The sequence below is a fragment of the Motiliproteus sediminis genome, assembly GCF_017912535.1.
In the GTDB taxonomy this organism is placed as follows: Bacteria; Pseudomonadota; Gammaproteobacteria; order Pseudomonadales; family Balneatricaceae; genus Motiliproteus; species Motiliproteus sediminis.
The window spans coordinates 128,492-147,897 of sequence record NZ_JAERQK010000009.1; the positions used below are offsets into that span (position 1 = coordinate 128,492).

A 19,406-nucleotide genomic window follows, 5' to 3' on the forward strand; every position below is an offset into this window, starting at 1 on the left:
TCTCCTCAGGGCAATTCTGTGTGTGCCGTCATGGATACTAAATTGCTGTCCTCTGCAGCTGAAGGTACTCAGGGGGGGGAGTTGCTAGGTGCGCTTTACCTGCAACACCGATTCGACCTCCTTGGCTCCTGCTGGCAGGATTGGTCTGAGCTGCCAGGAGAGACGGGCGATGATGTTTCTGCTGGAGTGGAGAGCTCTAGGCGCTTATTCAGCGGAATGGTGTCTTGCGCTAGTGCTCGCGACTCTCTGCGAATTGCATCCCAGCTTGCGCCGAACTATCGGCGGATTCATTGGCAGCGGGATGTGAAAAGCGGCCATCTCTGGTCTGTTCGCACTTGGTACAAGGATATCCGGTGGGGAGATAGGGCAGGAGCTGATGTTAAAGTGCCTTGGGAAATTGCGCGACTTCAGCACCTTATTATTCTTGCGACAGAGTATCACACTCGTTCGCTATCAAGTGACTCAGAATCTGCCGCGCATATGGCCATTGAGTACCGCAACCAAGTCATTGATTTCATCGCAGCCAATCCGCCTAGATACGGCGTAGGTTGGGCCTGTACTATGGACGTGGCGATTCGTGCTGCAAATTTACTCATAAGTTTTGATCTATTTCGTGCCTTTGGGCATATTTTTGATCAGGCTTTTGTAGATATATTTACTAATTCTATTGTGGATCACGGAGAGCATATTTTTGCGAATTTGGAGTGGAATGATGAGTATTGCGGCAACCATTATCTGGCTAATATAGTAGGGTTGCTTTTTGTCGCAGCTTACTTGCCTGTTGGAGAGGACGCAAACTGTTGGCTTTCGTTTTCGCTCTATGAGTTCATATCCCAGTCGTTAATCCAATTTCACCCGGAAGGAAGTAACTTTGAAGGGTCGACCGCGTACCATGGCTTGTCGGCTGAAATGCTGGTGTTTGGCTGCGCTTTGGTTCTGGGGTTATCAGAACACAAGAAGCAGGCAATAAGCTTTGAGTCTGGAATTAGGCTTCGTTCTGGGCGTAACCAAAGAGTCATCGATTCAATCCTTGATTGGCAGGAGGGAAGGCGAGAGGCGCCGTTCCCAGATGCGATGCTTAAGCGACTCCATGGGGCGCGGCGTTTTATCGAGGCATTGGTGCGTCCTGATGGCCAACTAGCGCAGTTCGGTGATAACGACAGTGGTTGCTTTTGCTTGTTGAGTAGGGTCGTATCACAGGTCAGTTTTGCCTACTTAAAGCGTCGTTATAGTAACATCGGCATGATTGAAAAAGGCCAGCCGGACCCCTACCCCCTTATCGAGCCAATGAATCCGTGTTATTTGCTAGAGATGATGGATTCGCTACTAGGCGATCCATTTTTGCGAGATAGTGACGAGAGGCTTGGCTGGCCAGCTCGGATAATCCGTGCGTTGAGCCAAAGTCAAAACTTGGGTAGCTGTCGGCCTGTAACCCAGAATTGTTTGTTGAGGAGGGCTGATAACCTTCCCTTGGAACCGAACGATACAGCGCTAGAACAGGTTTTTACCTCCGGCTCCGACCTTCACGAAGGGATTGAGTTGCATGTTTTCTCTGACTTCGGGCTTTATATCTGGAAAAGCCAGTCGTTGTATCTGGCAGTGAGATGTGGAGATATCGGGCAAAAAGGTTTTGGTGGTCATGCACATAATGATCAGTTAAGTATTGAACTTTGGGTTGAAGGGGAGCCGATATTTCTTGATCCTGGGACCTACACATACTCCGCTGATCCGAATATGCGCAACATGTACCGCTCTGTTAAAGCTCATAACGCCCCTCAATTTGATTGGGACAACGAGCCTGGTGATTTGAACCTAGGTCTGTTCCAACTCGGCAATGAGTCTCAGGCCCAAGTTCACGGAGTCGACCGTCATACTTTTATCGGTGCTCACCGAGGGTACGGGTTCAATGTCTATCGAAAAATTATGATTGGTACAGATAGCGTAATGATAACCGATTGGCATGATGGGGACCGCTCATTGAAATTTTCACTACCAAAACCTTTGCCATACTCCCCCGGCTATGGCTGGATCGAAAGAAAGCCAACCGGCTACCGAGGGTTATAAATTGGCTTTCACGAAGAAAGCGCTTTTTATCTCTTCACTGGACTGGGAATCACCTATACGTGTTGGCTCGCACTTGTTGGCTAAGTCCTTAGTTGAGAAAGGGTGGCGAGTGGGTTTTGTGTCTTACCCAGTAACTCCGTTGCACCGTTTATCCAAGAACAAAGAGGACTATAACCGGCGTAAGGCTCAAAATAGAGGGGGTTACGGCAAGTACTTCTTGAATGAGCGTCTTTGGTCCCTTGTGCCATGGTCATTAGCAGTGCCTCGTGGAGTAGCACCTTTTGACCATAAATGGTTTTTTAATAATTGGTATCGTCTTTCTCATCAAAGACTGGTCGAAAAAGTCATTAAAGCTGGGTTTGGGGATGTAGAGCTGTTGTATTTTGATAATCCTTACCAAAACTTCTGGCTTAAACGTATTTCTCATAAGAAGTCGGTGTTGCGGATTGCCGACGCTAATGAGGGGTTTGAGCATTTTAAGTCGCAAGAGGCCTCTGTAGAGAAAGAACTATCACTGCGCGTTAATCTAACCGTTTGTTCTGCCAAGAAAATGGCAGATGTTGTTAGGCAGTGGGGAGGTGCTGTTGATATTCTGCCTAATGGTTTCGATCCTGCTAGCTTTGTCGATAATTCGCCAAGCTCGCCGCATGATCTTGCGTGTATTAATGGCCCCAAAGCTATTTACGTTGGATCGGTCAATTACTGGTTCGACTATCAGCTTTTGGAAGGATGCGCTCGAAGATTGCCGGAGGTTGCATTCGTTATCATTGGTCCGGTGGCTAACATGCCTGAGCGCCTAAAGCAGTTTCCAAACCTTCATTTTTTGGGTCGGAAGGCGCACTCTGAACTGGGCGCGTACATGCGTAATAGTGACGTTGGCATTATTCCTTTTGACCGTGCCCGTTATCCACAACTCGTCGACAGCATTAATCCGCTAAAGCTCTATGAGTATCTGGCCTGTGGCTTGCCCGTAGTTTCGGTTCCTTGGCAAGAGCTTAAATCCATTGATCCACCAGTCAGGTATGCGGAAGGGGTCGATCAGTTCGCTGGTGCCATCAAAGGGTCCATTTCGGATCCCCATGACCCCGCCCTCGGGTACCGTTTTATTGAGAGCAATCGATGGGACCGTATCACGGAGCTTTTGTTGTCTAAGCTCGATCTCAGCAACACTTGCGAAGAGGGGCTGCCTTGAAGCGTCCCTTGGTAGTTTTTAGTGCCGTCGGTCTAAATCAAGGCGGGACATTGAGCGTCGCTCATGACGTGTTGAGTGCTGCCGACAAGCGTGACGATGTGCGTTGCATCGCGTTCGTTAACAAACGCTCTCTTTACCCTCGGTACAGGAGAGTGAAGCTGTTAGAGGTCCAATGGCCAAAGCGTAGTTGGTTCCTTCGGTTGTTTTTTGAGTTCGTGGCGAGCTATCGTCTTAGCTTGCGCCTCAACGCCGAGGCTTGGTTTGCGTTACATGATATCTCGCCACGAGTTAAAACGCCCCGACAATATGTTTACTGTCATAATCCGACACCTTTCTACAAAGCGGGTTGGCGTGACTTAGTGTTTCAACCAACGGTTTTTGTTTTTGCATTGTTTTACCGATACCTATACCGGTTGAATATCACAGCGAATGCTGCGGTGTTCGTTCAGCAGAGCCATATCAGGGATTATTTTCTGGTTCGATACTCTGCGAAACGGGTCGTTGTAGCTCGGCCTGCTTCTACCGGGGGGGCTGTGGCAGCATATACCAGACAGCATGCCCAGGAAGGCGATGGTGATAATACTGTTCGTTTACTTTACCCAACGCTACCCCGCAGCTTTAAGAACATCGAGCATTTGATCAAAGCCGCGGCTGCGCTGGAGGGGCTCGGTGTTCGTGGCTTTGAGATTCGTATCACTGTCTCAGAAAAAGACAGTCTTTATGCCCGTTATCTGATCTGGAGTGCGCGCCGGATAGAAAGTATACGGTTTTTAGGCCGGTTAACCCGTGAGCAGGTTGAGAGCGAGTATGCGGCTTGTGATGCGCTGGTCTTTCCTTCCAAACTGGAAACTTGGGGTTTGCCTTTAACGGAAGCTAAGTTCCACGGCCTGCCGATCTTGGCTGCCGACCTGCCGTACGCCAAAGAAACATTGGGGCAGTATGCCCGGGTCTCTTTTTTCGATCCTGGCGATGCCCAGCAGCTGGCTGATCGGATTCGTGAGCTTATAAGCGGAACGCTGCGGTTTGAAGGTAGCAATTTTGTGATGCCGGATAACACTCCGGTGGTAAATGGATGGGACGATCTGATTCGTTATGTCGTTGATGGGAAATAGAAGCTGATGGAGTTGTTTGTATCGATGGTGTCCCATTGACCTGCCCCCAATTTTCGGCCCCAGTCCTAGCCCTGAAGCTCAATGGTGCGAGAAGTCTTAACCAATCCTTAGAAGCTCTTTTACTGGCACCGCGCGACAAGCCTAAATGCCGGGTAATTCCACGAAATCTCGTAGTAGTAATCTACAAAGCATTTTGGTCTGATAGACTACGCTCAAGCTGCAACCGGATGCCCTCGTTCCTAAAAGGATTACCATGCCGACCAAGATTCTCCTCGTCTTCGGAACCCGCCCTGAAGCAATCAAAATGGCGCCGCTGGTGTTGGCGCTGAAAAAGTCCGCTGATTTTGAAACCTACGTCTGCGTTACTGCTCAGCACCGCGAAATGCTGGATCAGGTTCTTAATCTGTTCGACATCCAGCCCGACTATGATCTCAACCTGATGAAAGCCGGGCAGTCGCTGACAGAAGTCACTTGTGCAGTCTTGCAGGGATTGGAGCCGGTGCTGCAGGAGCTGAAACCGGATCGCGTGCTGGTTCATGGTGATACCACCACCACCTTGGCAACGACTTTGGCGGCGTATTATCAACGGATCCCCGTGGGACACGTGGAAGCGGGGCTGCGTACGCACAATATCTACTCGCCTTGGCCGGAAGAGGTCAATCGTCGGGTGACCGGAGCGATCACGGATCTGCATTTCGCCCCAACGCTGAAATCACGGGATAACTTGTTGGCGGAGGCCGTAGATTCGACGCAGATCGAAGTGACCGGCAACACGGTGATTGATGCGTTGTTGCATGTTGATCGCCGGCTGAACGAGGATCGCTCACTGGCGGCCGCGTTTGCGCAGCAGTTTGAGTGCTTGGAGCCGAATAAAAAGCTGATCTTGGTGACCGGCCACCGGCGAGAAAGCTTTGGTGGCGGGTTCGAGAACATCTGTCAGGCGCTATTGCAGTTGTCGCAGCGCGACGATGTGCAGGTATTGTATCCGGTCCACCTCAATCCCAACGTGCAGGAACCGGTAAAGCGCATTTTGGGTAGCGCCAATAACGTGCTCTTGATTGAGCCCCAAGATTACTTGCCCTTCGTCTACCTAATGGGGCGTGCCTATCTTATTCTGACCGATTCGGGGGGAATTCAGGAGGAGGCTCCGTCGTTAGGGAAACCGGTGCTGGTGATGCGTGATACCACCGAACGCCCGGAGGCGGTGGACGCAGGTACGGTCAGGCTGGTGGGATCCGATTGTGAGCGGATCGTCGCCGAAGCGACTCGGTTGCTGGATGATGCCGCGCACTATCGTGCCATGAGCGTGGCCCATAACCCCTACGGGGACGGTGAGGCCTGCGCTCGCATTGTGGCGCGACTGCGTCAGGTACATGGGTAATCAACTGAGTCAGGTACACGGGTAATCAATAGAAGGGAGCAACGCCCGCATGAGCTTTGAACGCGTTTCTGTAATCGGTTTGGGGTATATCGGTTTGCCAACGGCGGCGGTGCTGGCGTCGCGCGGTCTTGATGTGGTCGGCGTAGACGTCACCGAGCGCGCGGTGAACACCATCAACCGGGGGGAGGTTCATATCGTTGAGCCGGATCTTGATATCATCGTTAAAGCGGTGGTTACCACCGGTAAACTGCGGGCCACCCGGCAGCCGGAGCCAGCAGATGCCTTTATGATCGCAGTTCCGACTCCCTTTAAAGGTGACCACGAGCCAGACCTGAGTTATATCCGTGCCGCGGCCGAAGCGATCGCGCCGGTGCTGGAGCAGGGCAATCTGGTCGTGCTGGAGTCAACATCGCCGGTGGGGGCAACGGAACAACTCTCGCAGTGGCTGGCGGAGTTTCGCCCCGATCTGCGTTTTCCTCACCAGCACAAAGATAAGCCCGATGTGAATCTTGCCCACTGCCCCGAGCGCGTTTTGCCCGGCCATGTGCTGCATGAGCTGGTGGCCAACGATCGCGTTATCGGTGGTCTGACCGAGGGCTGCGCCGAAAAGGCCAAAGCGCTGTATCAGACCTTCGTGCGCGGTGAGTGTATTACCACCGATGCGCGCACTGCGGAGATGTGTAAACTCACCGAGAACGCATTCCGGGATGTCAACATCGCCTTTGCCAATGAGTTGTCGATCATTGCGGACAAACAGCGGATCAATGTGTGGGAGCTGATCGAGCTGGCCAACCGCCATCCGCGTGTTAACATCCTGAATCCGGGCCCTGGGGTCGGGGGGCACTGCATCGCGGTGGACCCTTGGTTTATCGTCAGTGGTGCACCGGAAGAGGCACGGTTGATTCATACGGCGCGGCTGGTAAATGATGGCAAGCCTTACTATGTGCTGCAAAAGGTTCGCCAAGCGGCTGACCAGTTCAAGAAGCCGGTCATCGCCTGTCTGGGGCTGGCGTTTAAGGCCGACATCGATGACCTGCGTGAAAGCCCCGCCATGGCTATCGTTGAAACCCTGGCCAGAGAGCAGCTTGGCGAGCTGCTGATCGTCGAGCCCAATATTGATGAACTGCCCGTTTCGCTGGCTGAGGCGGGCTGCCGGCTGGTGGCTCTTGATGAAGCGTTGGAAAACTGTAATACCCTGGTGGCGCTGGTCGATCACAAACCGTTCAAACATATAGCGCTGTCGCGAATCGCCAGTAAAGTGGTAATTGACACCCGCGGGCTCTGGTAGCCAGCGAGACTCGCACGCAAGGATAACGATGAAAGTATCAATTTTTGGTACCGGCTATGTCGGGTTGGTGACCGGAGCCTGTCTGGCGGAGGTCGGTCATGAGGTGTGTTGCGTTGATATTGACGCTGATAAGGTTGCGCGCCTGAAGCAGGGTGAGATACCGATCTATGAGCCTGGGTTGGATGATTATGTGCGCCGGGGCGTCGAACAGCAGCGGCTACATTTTACGACCGATGCCGAACAGGCGGTCAACTTTGGTGAGGTGCTGTTTATCGCCGTGGGGACGCCGCCGGATGAAGATGGCTCGGCGGATCTCCGCTACGTGCTGGACGTCGCTACTACCTGTGGCCGGTTTATGCAGGATGTTAAAACAGTTGTAACCAAGTCCACGGTGCCGGTAGGCACGTCGGACAAAGTGCGTGCCGCGGTAGCCGGTGCATTAGCCGACCGTCAGCTGGATCTCGACTTTGATGTGGTCTCCAACCCCGAATTCCTCAAAGAAGGTGCTGCGGTGGAGGATTTCATGCGTCCCGATCGCATTATTGTCGGTACCGATAGCGAGCGGGTGCGGCAGCAGGTGTTGAAGCTTTACAAGCCGTTTAACCGTCAGCGTGACCGGCTGGTGTTTATGGACATCCGCTCGGCGGAGCTGACCAAATATGCGGCCAACGCCATGCTGGCGACCAAGATCAGCTTCATGAACGAGATGGCCAATCTGGCCGAGCGGCTGGGTGCCGATATCGAACAGGTGCGTCTCGGCATCGGCTCGGATCCTCGTATCGGTTACCACTTCATCTATCCCGGTTGCGGTTACGGCGGCTCCTGCTTTCCCAAGGATGTAAAAGCGTTGGAACGGACGGCCCGAGAAGTCGGCTACCAGGCAGAGCTGTTGGCGGCAGTGGAGAGTGTTAACGGGCGGCAGAAGGAGCGGCTGTTTGAATTGTTGAGTACCCACTACCGGGGTGAGCTGCGCGGCAAAACCATTGCCCTCTGGGGGCTGGCGTTCAAACCTAAAACCGACGATATGCGGGAGGCCCCCAGCCGGGTGCTGATTGAGGCGTTGTGGGCTGCCGGCGCCTCGGTGCAGGCTTTTGATCCGGAGGCGATGGTGGAAACGGCTCGTATCTACGGTGATCGACCGGAACTGCGGCTGTGCCAGAGCCAGGACGATGCCCTCGTTGGTGCCGATTGTCTGGTAATTTGCACCGAGTGGAAGAGCTTCTGGGCACCGGATTTTGATGCCGTCATCTCTGCGTTGAATGACCCGGTGGTGGTCGATGGCCGCAACCTGTATGACCCGCAGCTGATGAAAGAGCGTGGTATCTGTTATTACGCTATCGGGCGCGGCGATAGTGTCAGACGACTGAACGGGTGATCCTGCGCCGATGCTGAAGCGTCTGTTACGCCTGCAGAGATATCAGAAAGCGTTGCTGATCGCGCTGGCCGACACCGGCCTGGTGGTGGCGTCTCTGTGGGTGGCTTTCTCGTTGCGGTTGGGGGAGTTTTACTTGCCCAATGGCAACCAGTGGCTACTGTTTCTGGCGGCGCCGCTGATTGCGATCCCGGTGTTTATTCGCCTCGGTCTCTACCGTGCGGTTATCCGTTACATCGGCCATCGCGCCATGGTTACCGTAGGTTACGCCAACGCGCTGGTGGCGCTGTTGTGGTCGTTACTGCCGTTTTACATCAACCGTTTTCTCGAACTCGAGCTGTTCTCGCCCCGGTCGCTCCCCTTTATCTTCTGGATGGTGCTGTGTATCAGTATTGGTGGCAGTCGCCAGATGGCCCGCTGGTTTGTTTCCGGTAGTTTTCGTGCCCGGCGCGGTAACCATGTGCTGATATACGGTGCGGGTGAGGCGGGTGCTCAGTTGGCCATGTCGATGGCCCCCAGCGCCGAAATTACCGTACTGGGTTTTGTAGATGATGCGCCGGAGCTGCGTGGACAGCAGATTGCCGGCTATCCGGTGCTCGGAGGGCGCGATGTTATCGGCGCGCTAAAGCTGGACTATGAGAACCTGGAGGTGTTGCTGGCGATGCCTTCGGCCAGCCGACAGCAGCGGCGCGACATCCTCAATGCGCTGGAGAGTGAAGAGGTGGCGGTACGCACCATGCCATCATTGGATCAGGTGGCGCTTGGCCGTTCGGACATGACCGAGCTTAACGAGATTGACGTGACTGACCTACTCGGGCGCGCGCCGGTGGAGGCTGACACGCAGCTGTTGGGCTCCTGTATCACCGGGCAGCAGGTGTTGGTGTCGGGTGCTGGAGGGTCCATTGGCTCCGAGCTCTGTCGCCAGATTATAGAGCTGGGCCCGCGCAGGTTGGTGCTGGTCGAGCACGCCGAGTTTGCGCTGTTTGCCATCGAGCAGGACCTGCGTAAACGCTGCGTCCAGCAGCAGCTTGAGGTGGAGTTGGTGCCGTTGCTGGGGTCGGTGCTGGACCAGCCGCGAATGCTGGGCGTAATGAGCCGTTTTGAAATTTCAACGGTTTATCATGCTGCCGCCTACAAGCATGTGCCGCTGGTCGAGCAGAACGTGCTGCCTGGGGTCATCAATAACGTGATGGGTACCCGGGTGATGGCCGAAGCCGCGATCGCGGCGGGTGTTCGTCAGATGGTGCTGGTATCGACCGACAAGGCGGTTCGACCGACCAACACCATGGGCGCTAGCAAGCGGATGGCCGAGATGGTGCTTCAGGGTTTGCAGCAACGGGTTGCGCCGGAACAGACCCGATTCGTGATGGTGCGTTTTGGCAATGTATTGGGATCGTCCGGCTCAGTCATTCCGTTGTTCAAGCGTCAGATTGCCCAAGGCGGACCGGTGACGGTGACGCACTCGGAGATTACCCGCTATTTTATGACCATTCCGGAAGCGGCGTCGTTGGTCATTCAGGCTGGTTCGATGGGCGAAGGGGGCGATCTTTTCGTGCTCGATATGGGGGAGCCGGTTCGCATTGCCGATCTGGCGCGACGTATGATTCGCTTGAGCGGCTACCGGGTTGCGGCGCCGGAGCAGGGAGGAATCGACATCCACTACAGCGGTTTGCGCCCTGGCGAGAAGCTCTATGAAGAGCTGTTAATCGGCGATGCGGTAGCGGGTACACAGCACCCCCGTATCTTGGTTGCCAGGGAAACCGCCCCCGATGACGCTGAGATGGACGCGGCGCTGGAGCGCTTGCGGCAGTTGGCCGATGCCCAGGATGTTGCGGGAGTGCGGCAGCTATTGCTAGAACAAGTGGACGGGTTTGCGCCACAGTGCGAGATTCAGGATTGGCTGGTGGTTGCCGGCCGGTCGCCAAAGGAGAGTGAAGAATGAAGACCTTAGCGGAGTCAAGGATTGCAGTGGTTGGTCTGGGCTATGTTGGCCTGCCGCTGGCGGTAGCGTTCGGACGGAACTATCCCACTTTGGGGTTCGATATAAACCAGTCGCGGGTTGCGGCCCTTGGTGAAGGGCGTGACAGCACGCTGGAAGTGTCGGAAGCGGAGCTGGCTGAGGCCGCGCAGCTACGTTTTTCCTGTGACCCTGAGGCGCTGGCCGAGTGCAATGTGTTTATTGTTACCGTGCCGACGCCGATTGATGAACATAAACAACCGGATCTGACCCCCCTGCGTCGTGCCTCGGAGATGCTGGGCAAAGTGCTCCGGTCGGGTGATGTTGTGGTCTACGAATCGACCGTCTATCCGGGGGCGACGGAAGAGGAGTGTGTGCCGCTGCTGGAGCAGCATTCCGGGCTGCGGTTTAACCAGGACTTCTTCGTTGGATACAGTCCCGAGCGGATCAATCCGGGCGACAAGTCGCACCGCCTCGAGAGTATTCTCAAGGTGACCTCCGGTTCCACCCCAGAGGTGGCGACGTTTGTGGACAGTCTGTATGCCAGCATCATCACCGCCGGCACTCACCGGGCAAGCAGTATTCGGGTGGCGGAAGCAGCCAAGGTTATCGAAAATACCCAGCGCGATCTGAACATCGCGCTGGTCAATGAGCTGGCGATCATTTTTGGTAAGCTCGGTATCGATACCGGCGAAGTGCTGGAAGCGGCTGGCACCAAATGGAATTTTCTACCCTTCCGTCCGGGACTGGTCGGCGGTCACTGCATCAGTATCGACCCCTACTACCTGACCCATAAGGCACAGGCGATCGGCTACCACCCTGAGATTATTCTTGCGGGTCGACGTCTGAACGACAGCATGGGCGCGTATGTGGTGTCGCAGGTGATCAAGCGCATGACCCAAAAGCGAATTCAGGTGGTCGGTAGCCGAGTGCTGATCCTGGGGCTGACGTTCAAAGAAAACTGCCCTGACCTGCGTAACACACGGGTAGTCGATATGCTGCGTGAACTTGAGGAGTATCATGTGGGCGTGGATGTGTACGACCCCTGGGTGGATCCGGAAGAGGCTGAACAGGAGTACGGTATCTGCTTGACCCCGCAGCTGGAATCGGGAAGTTACGATGCGGTGATTGTCGCTGTCGCCCACGATCAGTTCAAAGCGATGGGGCCGGAAGCCATTCGGGCACTGGGGAAGAGAGACTCGGTCATTTTTGATATTAAGCACCTGCTGCCGGCGGATATGGTAGACGCGCGGCTGTAAAACAGGAGGTTTTGCCAATGAAAGTACTGGTCACGGGTGCTGCGGGCTTTATCGGCTTTCATGTCAGCCGCTATTTGCTGGATCGCGGCGATGAAGTGGTTGGGTTGGATAATCTCAATGACTACTACGCGGTTTCACTAAAGGAGGCGCGCTTGGCCGAGCTGGCGAAGCATGCCAACGCCGACCGTTTTCGTTTCGTTAAGCTGGATTTGGCCGACAACGAGGGGATCGAGCAGCTCTTTGCCAGCGAGGGTTTCGACCGGGTGGTGAATCTGGCAGCGCAGGCGGGTGTGCGTTACAGCATTGAGAATCCGCGCGCCTACATCGATAGCAATATCGTCGGTTTTCTCAACATTCTTGAAGGTTGCCGTCATCACGGAGTCCAACACCTCGTCTATGCCTCTTCCAGCTCGGTCTACGGCGCCAACGAAACCCTGCCGTTCTCGGTGCATGATAATGTCGACCATCCCTTGTCGCTGTATGCCGCGTCGAAAAAGTCCAACGAGCTGATGGCCCATACCTACAGCCACCTTTACGGCTTGCCGACCACGGGACTGCGTTTTTTCACCGTTTACGGCCCCTGGGGCCGCCCGGATATGGCGCTGTTTCTGTTTACCAAGGCGATTCGTGCTGGCGAGCCGATCAACGTGTTCAACTACGGCAAGCATCGGCGCGACTTTACCTATATCGATGATATCGTTGAAGGGGTGGTACGCACGCTTGACCGAGTGGCGGAGCCGAACCCTGACTGGAATGGGAGTGCTCCCGATTCGGCCACCAGTAAGGCGCCGTGGAGGGTGTTTAACATCGGTAATCAGAGTCCGGTCGAGCTATTAACCTACATTAACTGCATCGAACAGGAGCTCGGTCGTAAGGCGGAGATGAACCTGCTGCCATTGCAGCCTGGCGATGTACCCGATACCGCTTCGGACGTCCAGGCTCTGGTTGACTGGGTAGACTATCGGCCCTCCACGAGTGTCGAGGAGGGGGTAAAGCGTTTTATCGCCTGGTACTGTAAGCATTACGGCTAAATATATTTTGGGGGAGCAATCAGGTTTGAATCTACCTCGTTTCGCGGTGTTGTTGGCGGCATATAACGGGGTGCGCTGGCTTCCTGAGCAGTTCGAGAGCATATTAGGGCAATCTGAATCTGAGGTTACACTTTTTGTCAGTGTGGACCGATCCGATGACGGAACCTATGAGTGGGTGACCCAGCAAGCCGCAGACGATCAACGTATCGTGGTGCTTCCCTATGGCGAAGTGTATGGAGGGGCTGCTCCAAATTTTTATCGTCTGGTTCGTGATGTTGACATTGCCGACTTTGATTATGTAGCGCTGGCGGATCAAGACGATATATGGTCACCCGATAAGCTCCGTCGAGCGGCCTGCCTTATGACTACAACGGGCTGTCAGGGCTATTCTAGCGATGTCATGGCTGTCTGGGAGGATGGCCGGGAAAAAGTGGTCAAGAAGTCACAGCCGCAGCGCCAGTGGGATTTTCTGTTTGAGTCGGCAGGGCCTGGTTGCACTTATGTGTTTGATAACCAGCTTGCGCTGAGTTTGCGGCGCCTTGTGACCGTGGAGTTTCCGCGAGTGTCTGAGATTGAGTTCCATGACTGGCTGTTCTACGCCTACTCTCGCTCGAAAGGTAGTCGCTGGCTTATTGATGATTATTGCGGGCTTAGATATCGACAGCATGAATCGAACCAATACGGTGCGAATGTCGGTTTGCAGCAGCTTATTAATCGCTTGGCTCAAATGAAGTCAGGCTGGTACTTTGACCAATCTCGAAAGATTGCGGCGGTCTGTGGACAGGATGATTCCGGTTTTGTACGGAGGATGCACCGCGGATATCTGGGGCGCCTGTTCGTAGCATTAAATATCGGTAAGACCCGAAGGCGGTTTCGGCATCGGATGGTTTTGCTGTTGTTGTGCGTTTTGAATGCCACTTGAGGCTGAGGTCATTGACTATCTTGATTACAGGGGCCAATGGCTTCATAGGCAAGCAGCTTCACCGTCATTTTCTGAACCGAGGGTTTTCAGTCCGAGGGGTGGTGCGACATCGTGACAAACAGGGTGATGACGCACAAGATTGCGTTGAGCTGGATGCGCCTCTCGAAACCTTCGATTGGACCAGGATTTTGGACGGAGTTGATACTATTGTCCATACGGCAGCGCGAGTCCATGTTTTTAAAGAGACCAGCCGTAATCCTCGCGAGGCTTTCAATTCAGTAAATGTTCAAGGCACATTGAATCTTGCTCGCTACGCTGCCCGAGCGGGTGTACACCGTTTTGTTTTTTTTAGCTCGATAGGTGTTCATGGCTCCGAATGGGCAGCGCCTATCACCGAGCAATCGAATCTTGCCCCCCAAACTCCCTATGCTGAATCCAAATTGAGAGCCGAAAAAGAACTGGAAAGCGTCTGTTCTGGATCAGAAATGGAGTTTGTCATTATTCGTCCGCCATTGGTGTTTGGTGCCGGTGCCCCCGGTAATATTGATCGGTTGGTCAGGCTGGTTCGATTTGGACTGCCTCTGCCTTTCAGAGGGGTGAATAATCGTCGTAGCGTAGTGTCGATTGCTAATCTTTGTGCGTTTGTTGAGCTTTGCGTCACTAGACCGGAGGCCGCCGGAGAGGTGTTTCTCGTTGCGGATAATGAGGCCGTTTCAACCATGGATATGGTTAATGCCATTGCCGAGGGTTTGGGGCGGAAATCCGTGTCGTTTTACTTTCCGCCAAGCGTGATTCGTCTGCTACTCAGGCTACTTGGGCAGAGCCGGCTGTATGCGCAATTATTTCGATCGTTAGAAATAGACACTGGAAAAGCGAGAGAATTGTTGGGTTGGTCTGGTGGGGTCCCTACTCGCGATGCGTTGCGTGAGATGAGCAGCGCCTCAGCGTCGGAGCAATGATACAAATGTTAGTGATAGCAATACAATTTCACGGGTACTGAGGATGCATTTCAGCTATGGCTTTCTCTTTATTGCATTGTTTGGGCTTGCCGTCGGCAGTACCTGGATCGTTTTGAGATTGTTGAGATTTAATGGGGTAATTGATCATCCAAACGTCAGGAGTTCTCATCAAGTTCCCACGCCTAGCGGCGGTGGGGTTGGTTTCGTAATTCCCTTTATTGCTTGTTGCGTATGGCTCTTTTTTGAGGGGCACATCGATAGGGCCATGTTCATGACTTTGGGTCTAGGTGGCGGCGGCATCGCTTTTCTCGGCTTTTGGGATGATGTGCGTAATTTATCTGCGCGGCTGCGTATCGCTATCCAAAGCGTCATTGTGTTGTGGGTTTTGTGGTGGGTGGGGGACCTATGGCTTTACGATCTAATTCCCTTGCCGGGAGTAGCGGTGGCTTTGGTAGCTTTAGCTAGTCTGTGGTTGTTGAATCTGTATAACTTCATGGACGGTATTGATGGTTTGGCTGCGGTTGAGGCGCTCTGTATCTCAGCTGGTGCTGTGGTTTTGCTCTGGCAGGGCGGTGCTTCTGAGGACTTAGTTGTCCTTTGGTTGGGGTTGATTGCTTGTGTCGGAGGTTTTCTGTGTTTTAACTGGCCGCCTGCGCGTATTTTCATGGGTGATGTGGGGAGTTGTTTTTTAGGCTTGATAATTGCGGCGTTGGCGCTGACCTCGCTGCAACAACAGTTCATGTCACTGTGGGGGTGGATAATCCTGACGGCCCTGTTCTGGACCGATGCGACGCTTACGTTATTGCGGCGTATTGGTCGCGGGGAAACCTGGCATCAGGCGCATCGCTCACATGCGTATCAGATATTGTCACGGCGCTGGGGCTCTCACCGTTCAGTAACGCTTCTGGCTGCAGGTATAAATCTACTGTGGCTGATACCGTTGGCACTGGTTGAAAGCGGTATGCCCGACAACGGACCGTTGTTGGCTCTAGTGGCGTGTGTTCCGCTGCTGGTGGCGCAGTGGCTGATCGGAGCCGGAGATTCCCGGATCGCGTGATTTAATTTGTTTGATCGTCTGATCTGATTTTTTTGAATATAAGTTTTTTGCGCTAATTATTTGCGTTTTTTATTTCTCCGCTTTATTTTTACCCTACCTGTAAATATGACCTTCAAATCGGGGTTTTAAGAATGAGCGATATTATCAACGTGCTGACGCGCAAAACCTCTTTGCGTAAGGCGTGCAGGGATTTGCAACTGGCCGATATGGAAAAACTGGCCGAAACCTTGGCTGAATTGATTGCCGAGCGTCAACAAGAGGAAGCTGATCGCTTGGAAGCGCAGAAGCAGAAACTGGCCAAATTGGAAGCAATCAAGAAGCAGATCGCTGAATCGGGTATCGATATATCCGATCTGGTTGAGTCCCTGGACCCTGCTCCTGCTGCGAAGAAGCCGAAAGGCAGCGTCAAGCCAAAGTACGAGATCAAAGACGACAAGGGCGAGATTCATCGGTGGACCGGCCGCGGGCGTACGCCGAAAGTATTTCAGGCTTATTTTGACAAAGGTGGCAGCAAAGAAAGCTGCCTGATCAAGTAAGCTGCAAAACTCAGTACCTTAAAAGGCGCCCAATAGGGCGCTTTTTTTGTCTCGGTTTGCAGGCGCGCGCCGCGCTGTTATCATGGCGGCACACAATCCCTTGTGTCTCCTTCCTACGACCGAAAGATGATCATCCCATGAGTGACGAAAAACTCCAGAAAGTGCTGGCCCGTGCCGGTTTGGGCTCCCGCCGTGAAATGGAAAGCTGGATCGCCGATGGCCGTGCAGTGGTTAACGGCCAGGTGGCAAAACTGGGTGACCGGGTTAAAGCGGGTGACGAAATTACTGTCGACGGTCGTCCGGTTTCCGCACGGGCAACCACGCCCGGTTGTCGGGTTATCGTGTACAACAAGCCGCTGGGTGAGGTGTGTACCCGCAAGGATCCGGAAGGGCGACCAACGGTATTCGACAAGTTGCCAAAACTGGCGGGAGAGCGTTGGATCTCTATCGGTCGACTGGATATCAATACCAGCGGTTTGCTGTTGTTCACGACCGACGGGGAACTCGCCAACAAGTTGATGCACCCCTCCTCAGAGGTGGATCGTGAATACGCCGTTCGGATTCATGGCACCGTTAACGATGAGATGCTGGCTCGTTTGAAGGAGGGTGTGCTGCTTGAGGACGGTATGGCACGCTTTACCGATGTGCAGCATTTTGACGGTAGCGGGCTGAACCAGTGGTTCCATGTGGTGGTGATGGAAGGTCGTAACCGTGAGGTACGGCGTTTGTGGGAGTCCCAGGGGGTCGAGGTTAGTCGGCTCAAGCGGGTGCGGTATGGCTGTATCTTTTTGTCCAAGCGGGTCGCCGCCGGGCGCTGGGAAGAGCTGGGGCAGAAAGAGCTCAACGATCTGTGCGATATGGTCGACCTGCCGCGCCGCAAGCGAGCCAAGCAGACTAAAGAAGAGCTACAGGCGGATCGTCGGGTTCAGCGTCGCGCTCGCCCGGTTAGGGACGTAGGTCGCAGAAAATCGGCTAAAGGCGGTCATTGACCGCCTTGCAGTGACGCCGGCGAGCCGTTGCCCTGGGCGTCGATGGAGTGTCCGGTTACGCCTTTGGCATCGGGTCCCATCAGGTAGAGGTAGAGCGGCATGATCGATTCTGGTGTCGCCAGCGCTGCCGGATTTTCGGCCGGATAGGCAAAGGCGCGCATGCTGGTACGGGTTGCGCCCGGATTGATGCAGTTGACCCGCAGCGTTCCCAGCCCCTCCAGCTCGTCAGCCAGCACCTGGGCAAATCCCTCCAGCGCAAATTTCGACACGGCGTAGGCACCCCAGAAGGCGCGCCCCTTGCGGCCCACTCCTGAAGACGTAAAGACAATCGAGCCGTCATCGGACTGCTGCAGGAGTGGCAGCAACGCCTGGGTCAGGTAGAACTGGGCGTTGAGATTGACCTGCATGACCTGATTCCAGATGCAGGGGTCGTAGTTTTCGATCGGCGTGCGCTGGCCAAGCACACCGGCGTTATTCAATAATCCATCCAGGCGGCCGAACTCCTGTTCCAGCGTGGCGGCCAGGGTTTCGTACTCATGGGCGGCGGCTCCCTCCAGATTGATCGGGATGATCGCCGGTTGTGGGGCGCCGCTGGCTTCTATTTCGTCGTAAACCTGTTCCAGTTTCTTGACGGTGCGTCCGGCCAGAACCACGGTGGCGCCATGGGATGCGTAGCACTTCGCTGCGGCACGGCCGATACCGTCACCGGCACCGGTAACCAGAATAACGCGATCCTTGAGAAGTGACGTGGGGGCTTGGTAGTTAAACATGCTCAGTTCCTGTTAGCGGCTGAGAGGGATCGATGGATGCGAGCCAGGCCTGTAGCGCAGTCGCGGAGGTGGCTGCGTAGTCGGCACCCCAGCGGCCGGGGTCGCTGTTTTGCGGCAGATAGCCAAACAGTGCTGTGGCCGTCATCATGCCGGCATTCTTGCCTGCTTCGATATCTCGCGGGTGGTCGCCGACATACACGCTGGCGGCAGGCTGGCAGCGAAGCCGGGCGCAGGCCAGCAGCAGCCCCTCCGGGTCCGGCTTGGTGTGTCTGACCTGCTCCGGGCAGATCAGCGCTGAGCAGCGGCGGTCAAGGTTCAGGGCGCGCAGCAGCGGGCGGGCAAAGCGCTCGGGTTTGTTGGTGACAATCCCCCAGGGCCAGTGACGCTGTTCCAGCCAACAGAGCAGCGCCTCCATGCGGTCGAACAGGCGGCTGTGATCGGCAATATGGTGGCTGTAAAGGTCGAGCAGGCGCTGCAGTAGCGGTTGAAAGCCGGGATCGGTCTTGGCCAACCCAAACGCCAGCTGAATCATCGCGCTGCCACCGTTGGAAACCTCTGATCGCACTGTATCAAAGTCGAGCGGGGGCAGAGACTCCTGCTGGCGAAGACGATTGATGCAGGCGTGAAAATCGGGTGCGGTATCGATCAGGGTTCCGTCCAAGTCGAACAGGACCGCGCGGCGGGGAGTTGTCATCGAGTGGCTCCGCCCATTGGGTTACTCCGGCTTAATGCACTGCAGCAGGTAGTTGACGTCGACATCGGTTGGATGGAGGCGGTAGTGCCGGGTCAGCGGGTTGTAGGTCATGCCGCTGATTTCGCCGCACTCGAGTCCGGCTCCGCGGCACCAGTGGGCGAGTTCGCTCGGGCGGATAAACTTGCTGTGGTCGTGCGTTCCCTTGGGGACCAGCTTCAGCAGGTATTCCGCGCCCAGAATGGCCATCAGGTAGGATTTGGCGTTGCGGTTCAGGGTCGAGAAAAACAGTTGGCCGCCCGGTTTGGTCAGGCGCGCGCAGGCGCCTACCACTGATGCCGGGTCGGGAACGTGCTCCAGCATCTCCATGCAGGTGACGACGTCGAACTGCTCCGGGTTTGCGGTTGCCATGGCCTCGGCGGTGATCTGTTGGTAGCGGACGCTTACGCCGGATTCCAGACCATGTAGTTTGGCGATCTTCAATGGTGTTTCACCCATATCGATACCGGTGACTTCGGCGCCGCGCAGCGCCATAGATTCTGCCAGGATGCCGCCGCCGCAACCGACGTCAATCACCTTTTTTCCTGCCAGTGATGCCAGTTGGTCGATAAAATTGACCCGCAGCGGATTGATGTCATGCAGCGGTTTGAACTCGCTCTCCTTGTCCCACCAGCGGCTGGCAAGGGCTTCAAATTTGGCAATTTCGTCCGGATCGACGTTGGCGGACTCGGGGGTCTCTGGTGCAGCGTGCTGGCTCATCGATGTCTCGCTTTCGAGTGCGGGTGATCGGTTTCAGGGCGCCATGTTATCACCCCCGCCAGGTTGC

At 55.0% G+C, this 19,406-nt stretch carries 17 protein-coding genes; 14 read left to right on the plus strand and 3 right to left on the minus strand.

Annotated features, from left to right (window positions below; translation table 11 throughout):
* Positions 1-30 precede the first annotated feature (30 nt).
* From JJQ76_RS14725 to rluB, 14 genes are all read left to right on the plus strand, one after another.
* Entirely contained in the window at positions 31-2,064 is a 2,034-nt protein-coding gene (locus JJQ76_RS14725) for an alginate lyase family protein (RefSeq protein WP_210397638.1), read from the plus strand.
* A gap of 1 nt (position 2,065) precedes the next feature.
* Positions 2,066-3,256, plus strand: a complete 1,191-nt coding sequence (locus JJQ76_RS14730; RefSeq protein WP_210397639.1) for a GumK N-terminal domain-containing glycosyltransferase — start codon at positions 2,066-2,068, stop codon at positions 3,254-3,256.
* Positions 3,253-4,368 carry a glycosyltransferase gene (locus JJQ76_RS14735; protein ID WP_210397640.1) on the plus strand — a complete coding sequence of 372 codons (1,116 nt, stop codon included), beginning with the start codon at positions 3,253-3,255 and terminating at the stop codon, positions 4,366-4,368. Before JJQ76_RS14730 ends, JJQ76_RS14735 begins: the two co-directional genes overlap by 4 nt.
* Before the next feature lie 253 nt (positions 4,369-4,621).
* Positions 4,622-5,749: a non-hydrolyzing UDP-N-acetylglucosamine 2-epimerase gene (wecB, locus tag JJQ76_RS14740; protein ID WP_210397641.1), complete on the plus strand. Its 1,128-nt coding sequence runs from the start codon at positions 4,622-4,624 to the stop codon at positions 5,747-5,749.
* Positions 5,750-5,798: 49 nt separating this feature from the next.
* Positions 5,799-7,037, plus strand: a complete 1,239-nt coding sequence (gene wecC / locus JJQ76_RS14745; RefSeq protein ID WP_210397642.1) for a UDP-N-acetyl-D-mannosamine dehydrogenase — start codon at positions 5,799-5,801, stop codon at positions 7,035-7,037.
* A 28-nt stretch (positions 7,038-7,065) separates the two neighbouring features.
* The gene (locus tag JJQ76_RS14750) at positions 7,066-8,412 is read left to right on the plus strand and encodes a UDP-glucose dehydrogenase family protein (protein ID WP_210397643.1); all 1,347 of its coding nucleotides are present in this window, start codon (positions 7,066-7,068) and stop codon (positions 8,410-8,412) included.
* Positions 8,413-8,422: 10 nt separating this feature from the next.
* Positions 8,423-10,351, plus strand: a complete 1,929-nt coding sequence (locus JJQ76_RS14755) for a polysaccharide biosynthesis protein (protein ID WP_210397644.1) — start codon at positions 8,423-8,425, stop codon at positions 10,349-10,351.
* The gene (gene tviB / locus JJQ76_RS14760) at positions 10,348-11,625 is read left to right on the plus strand and encodes a Vi polysaccharide biosynthesis UDP-N-acetylglucosamine C-6 dehydrogenase TviB (protein WP_210397645.1); all 1,278 of its coding nucleotides are present in this window, start codon (positions 10,348-10,350) and stop codon (positions 11,623-11,625) included. The genes JJQ76_RS14755 and tviB overlap by 4 nt, the downstream gene beginning before the upstream one ends.
* A 17-nt stretch (positions 11,626-11,642) precedes the next feature.
* The gene (locus JJQ76_RS14765) at positions 11,643-12,656 is read left to right on the plus strand and encodes an NAD-dependent epimerase (RefSeq protein ID WP_210397646.1); all 1,014 of its coding nucleotides are present in this window, start codon (positions 11,643-11,645) and stop codon (positions 12,654-12,656) included.
* 25 nt (positions 12,657-12,681) lie between these two features.
* Entirely contained in the window at positions 12,682-13,578 is an 897-nt protein-coding gene (locus JJQ76_RS14770) for a glycosyltransferase (RefSeq protein ID WP_210397647.1), read from the plus strand.
* Positions 13,579-13,589: 11 nt separating this feature from the next.
* Complete coding sequence (locus JJQ76_RS14775) at positions 13,590-14,537, plus strand: NAD-dependent epimerase/dehydratase family protein (protein WP_210397648.1); 948 nt, start codon at positions 13,590-13,592, stop codon at positions 14,535-14,537.
* Positions 14,538-14,580: 43 nt separating this feature from the next.
* Complete coding sequence (locus JJQ76_RS14780; protein WP_210397649.1) at positions 14,581-15,594, plus strand: MraY family glycosyltransferase; 1,014 nt, start codon at positions 14,581-14,583, stop codon at positions 15,592-15,594.
* Positions 15,595-15,725: 131 nt separating this feature from the next.
* Positions 15,726-16,130, plus strand: coding sequence for an H-NS histone family protein (locus JJQ76_RS14785; protein WP_210397650.1), 405 nt, complete (start codon positions 15,726-15,728; stop codon positions 16,128-16,130).
* A 137-nt stretch (positions 16,131-16,267) separates the two neighbouring features.
* Positions 16,268-17,119, plus strand: coding sequence for a 23S rRNA pseudouridine(2605) synthase RluB (gene rluB / locus JJQ76_RS14790; protein ID WP_210397651.1), 852 nt, complete (start codon positions 16,268-16,270; stop codon positions 17,117-17,119).
* On the opposite strand, the gene JJQ76_RS14795 is transcribed toward rluB, so the two are convergent.
* From JJQ76_RS14795 to ubiG, 3 genes are read right to left on the minus strand one after another with little or no spacing between them, the layout of a single operon-like run.
* The gene (locus JJQ76_RS14795; protein ID WP_210397652.1) at positions 17,113-17,889 is read right to left on the minus strand and encodes a YciK family oxidoreductase; all 777 of its coding nucleotides are present in this window, start codon (positions 17,887-17,889) and stop codon (positions 17,113-17,115) included. The genes rluB and JJQ76_RS14795 overlap by 7 nt on opposite strands.
* Complete coding sequence (locus JJQ76_RS14800; protein ID WP_210397653.1) at positions 17,882-18,583, minus strand: HAD-IA family hydrolase; 702 nt, start codon at positions 18,581-18,583, stop codon at positions 17,882-17,884. Before JJQ76_RS14800 ends, JJQ76_RS14795 begins: the two co-directional genes overlap by 8 nt.
* 21 nt (positions 18,584-18,604) lie before the next feature.
* Positions 18,605-19,339, minus strand: coding sequence for a bifunctional 2-polyprenyl-6-hydroxyphenol methylase/3-demethylubiquinol 3-O-methyltransferase UbiG (gene ubiG, locus JJQ76_RS14805; RefSeq protein WP_210397654.1), 735 nt, complete (start codon positions 19,337-19,339; stop codon positions 18,605-18,607).
* Positions 19,340-19,406: the final 67 nt, after the last annotated feature.

Bases quoted from the DNA above. Each gene is read 5' to 3' on its own strand.
- JJQ76_RS14725 (WP_210397638.1), top strand. From the start codon at position 31: ATGGATACTAAATTGCTGTCCTCTGCAGCTGAAGGTACTCAGGGGGGG.
- wecB (WP_210397641.1), top strand. From the start codon at position 4,622: ATGCCGACCAAGATTCTCCTCGTCTTCGGAACCCGCCCTGAAGCAATC.
- tviB (WP_210397645.1), top strand. From the start codon at position 10,348: ATGAAGACCTTAGCGGAGTCAAGGATTGCAGTGGTTGGTCTGGGCTAT.
- JJQ76_RS14750 (WP_210397643.1), top strand. From the start codon at position 7,066: ATGAAAGTATCAATTTTTGGTACCGGCTATGTCGGGTTGGTGACCGGA.
- JJQ76_RS14800 (WP_210397653.1), bottom strand. From the start codon at position 18,583: ATGACAACTCCCCGCCGCGCGGTCCTGTTCGACTTGGACGGAACCCTG.
- ubiG (WP_210397654.1), bottom strand. From the start codon at position 19,339: ATGAGCCAGCACGCTGCACCAGAGACCCCCGAGTCCGCCAACGTCGAT.
- JJQ76_RS14795 (WP_210397652.1), bottom strand. From the start codon at position 17,889: ATGTTTAACTACCAAGCCCCCACGTCACTTCTCAAGGATCGCGTTATT.
- JJQ76_RS14755 (WP_210397644.1), top strand. From the start codon at position 8,423: ATGCTGAAGCGTCTGTTACGCCTGCAGAGATATCAGAAAGCGTTGCTG.
- JJQ76_RS14785 (WP_210397650.1), top strand. From the start codon at position 15,726: ATGAGCGATATTATCAACGTGCTGACGCGCAAAACCTCTTTGCGTAAG.
- wecC (WP_210397642.1), top strand. From the start codon at position 5,799: ATGAGCTTTGAACGCGTTTCTGTAATCGGTTTGGGGTATATCGGTTTG.
- JJQ76_RS14765 (WP_210397646.1), top strand. From the start codon at position 11,643: ATGAAAGTACTGGTCACGGGTGCTGCGGGCTTTATCGGCTTTCATGTC.
- rluB (WP_210397651.1), top strand. From the start codon at position 16,268: ATGAGTGACGAAAAACTCCAGAAAGTGCTGGCCCGTGCCGGTTTGGGC.
- JJQ76_RS14780 (WP_210397649.1), top strand. From the start codon at position 14,581: ATGCATTTCAGCTATGGCTTTCTCTTTATTGCATTGTTTGGGCTTGCC.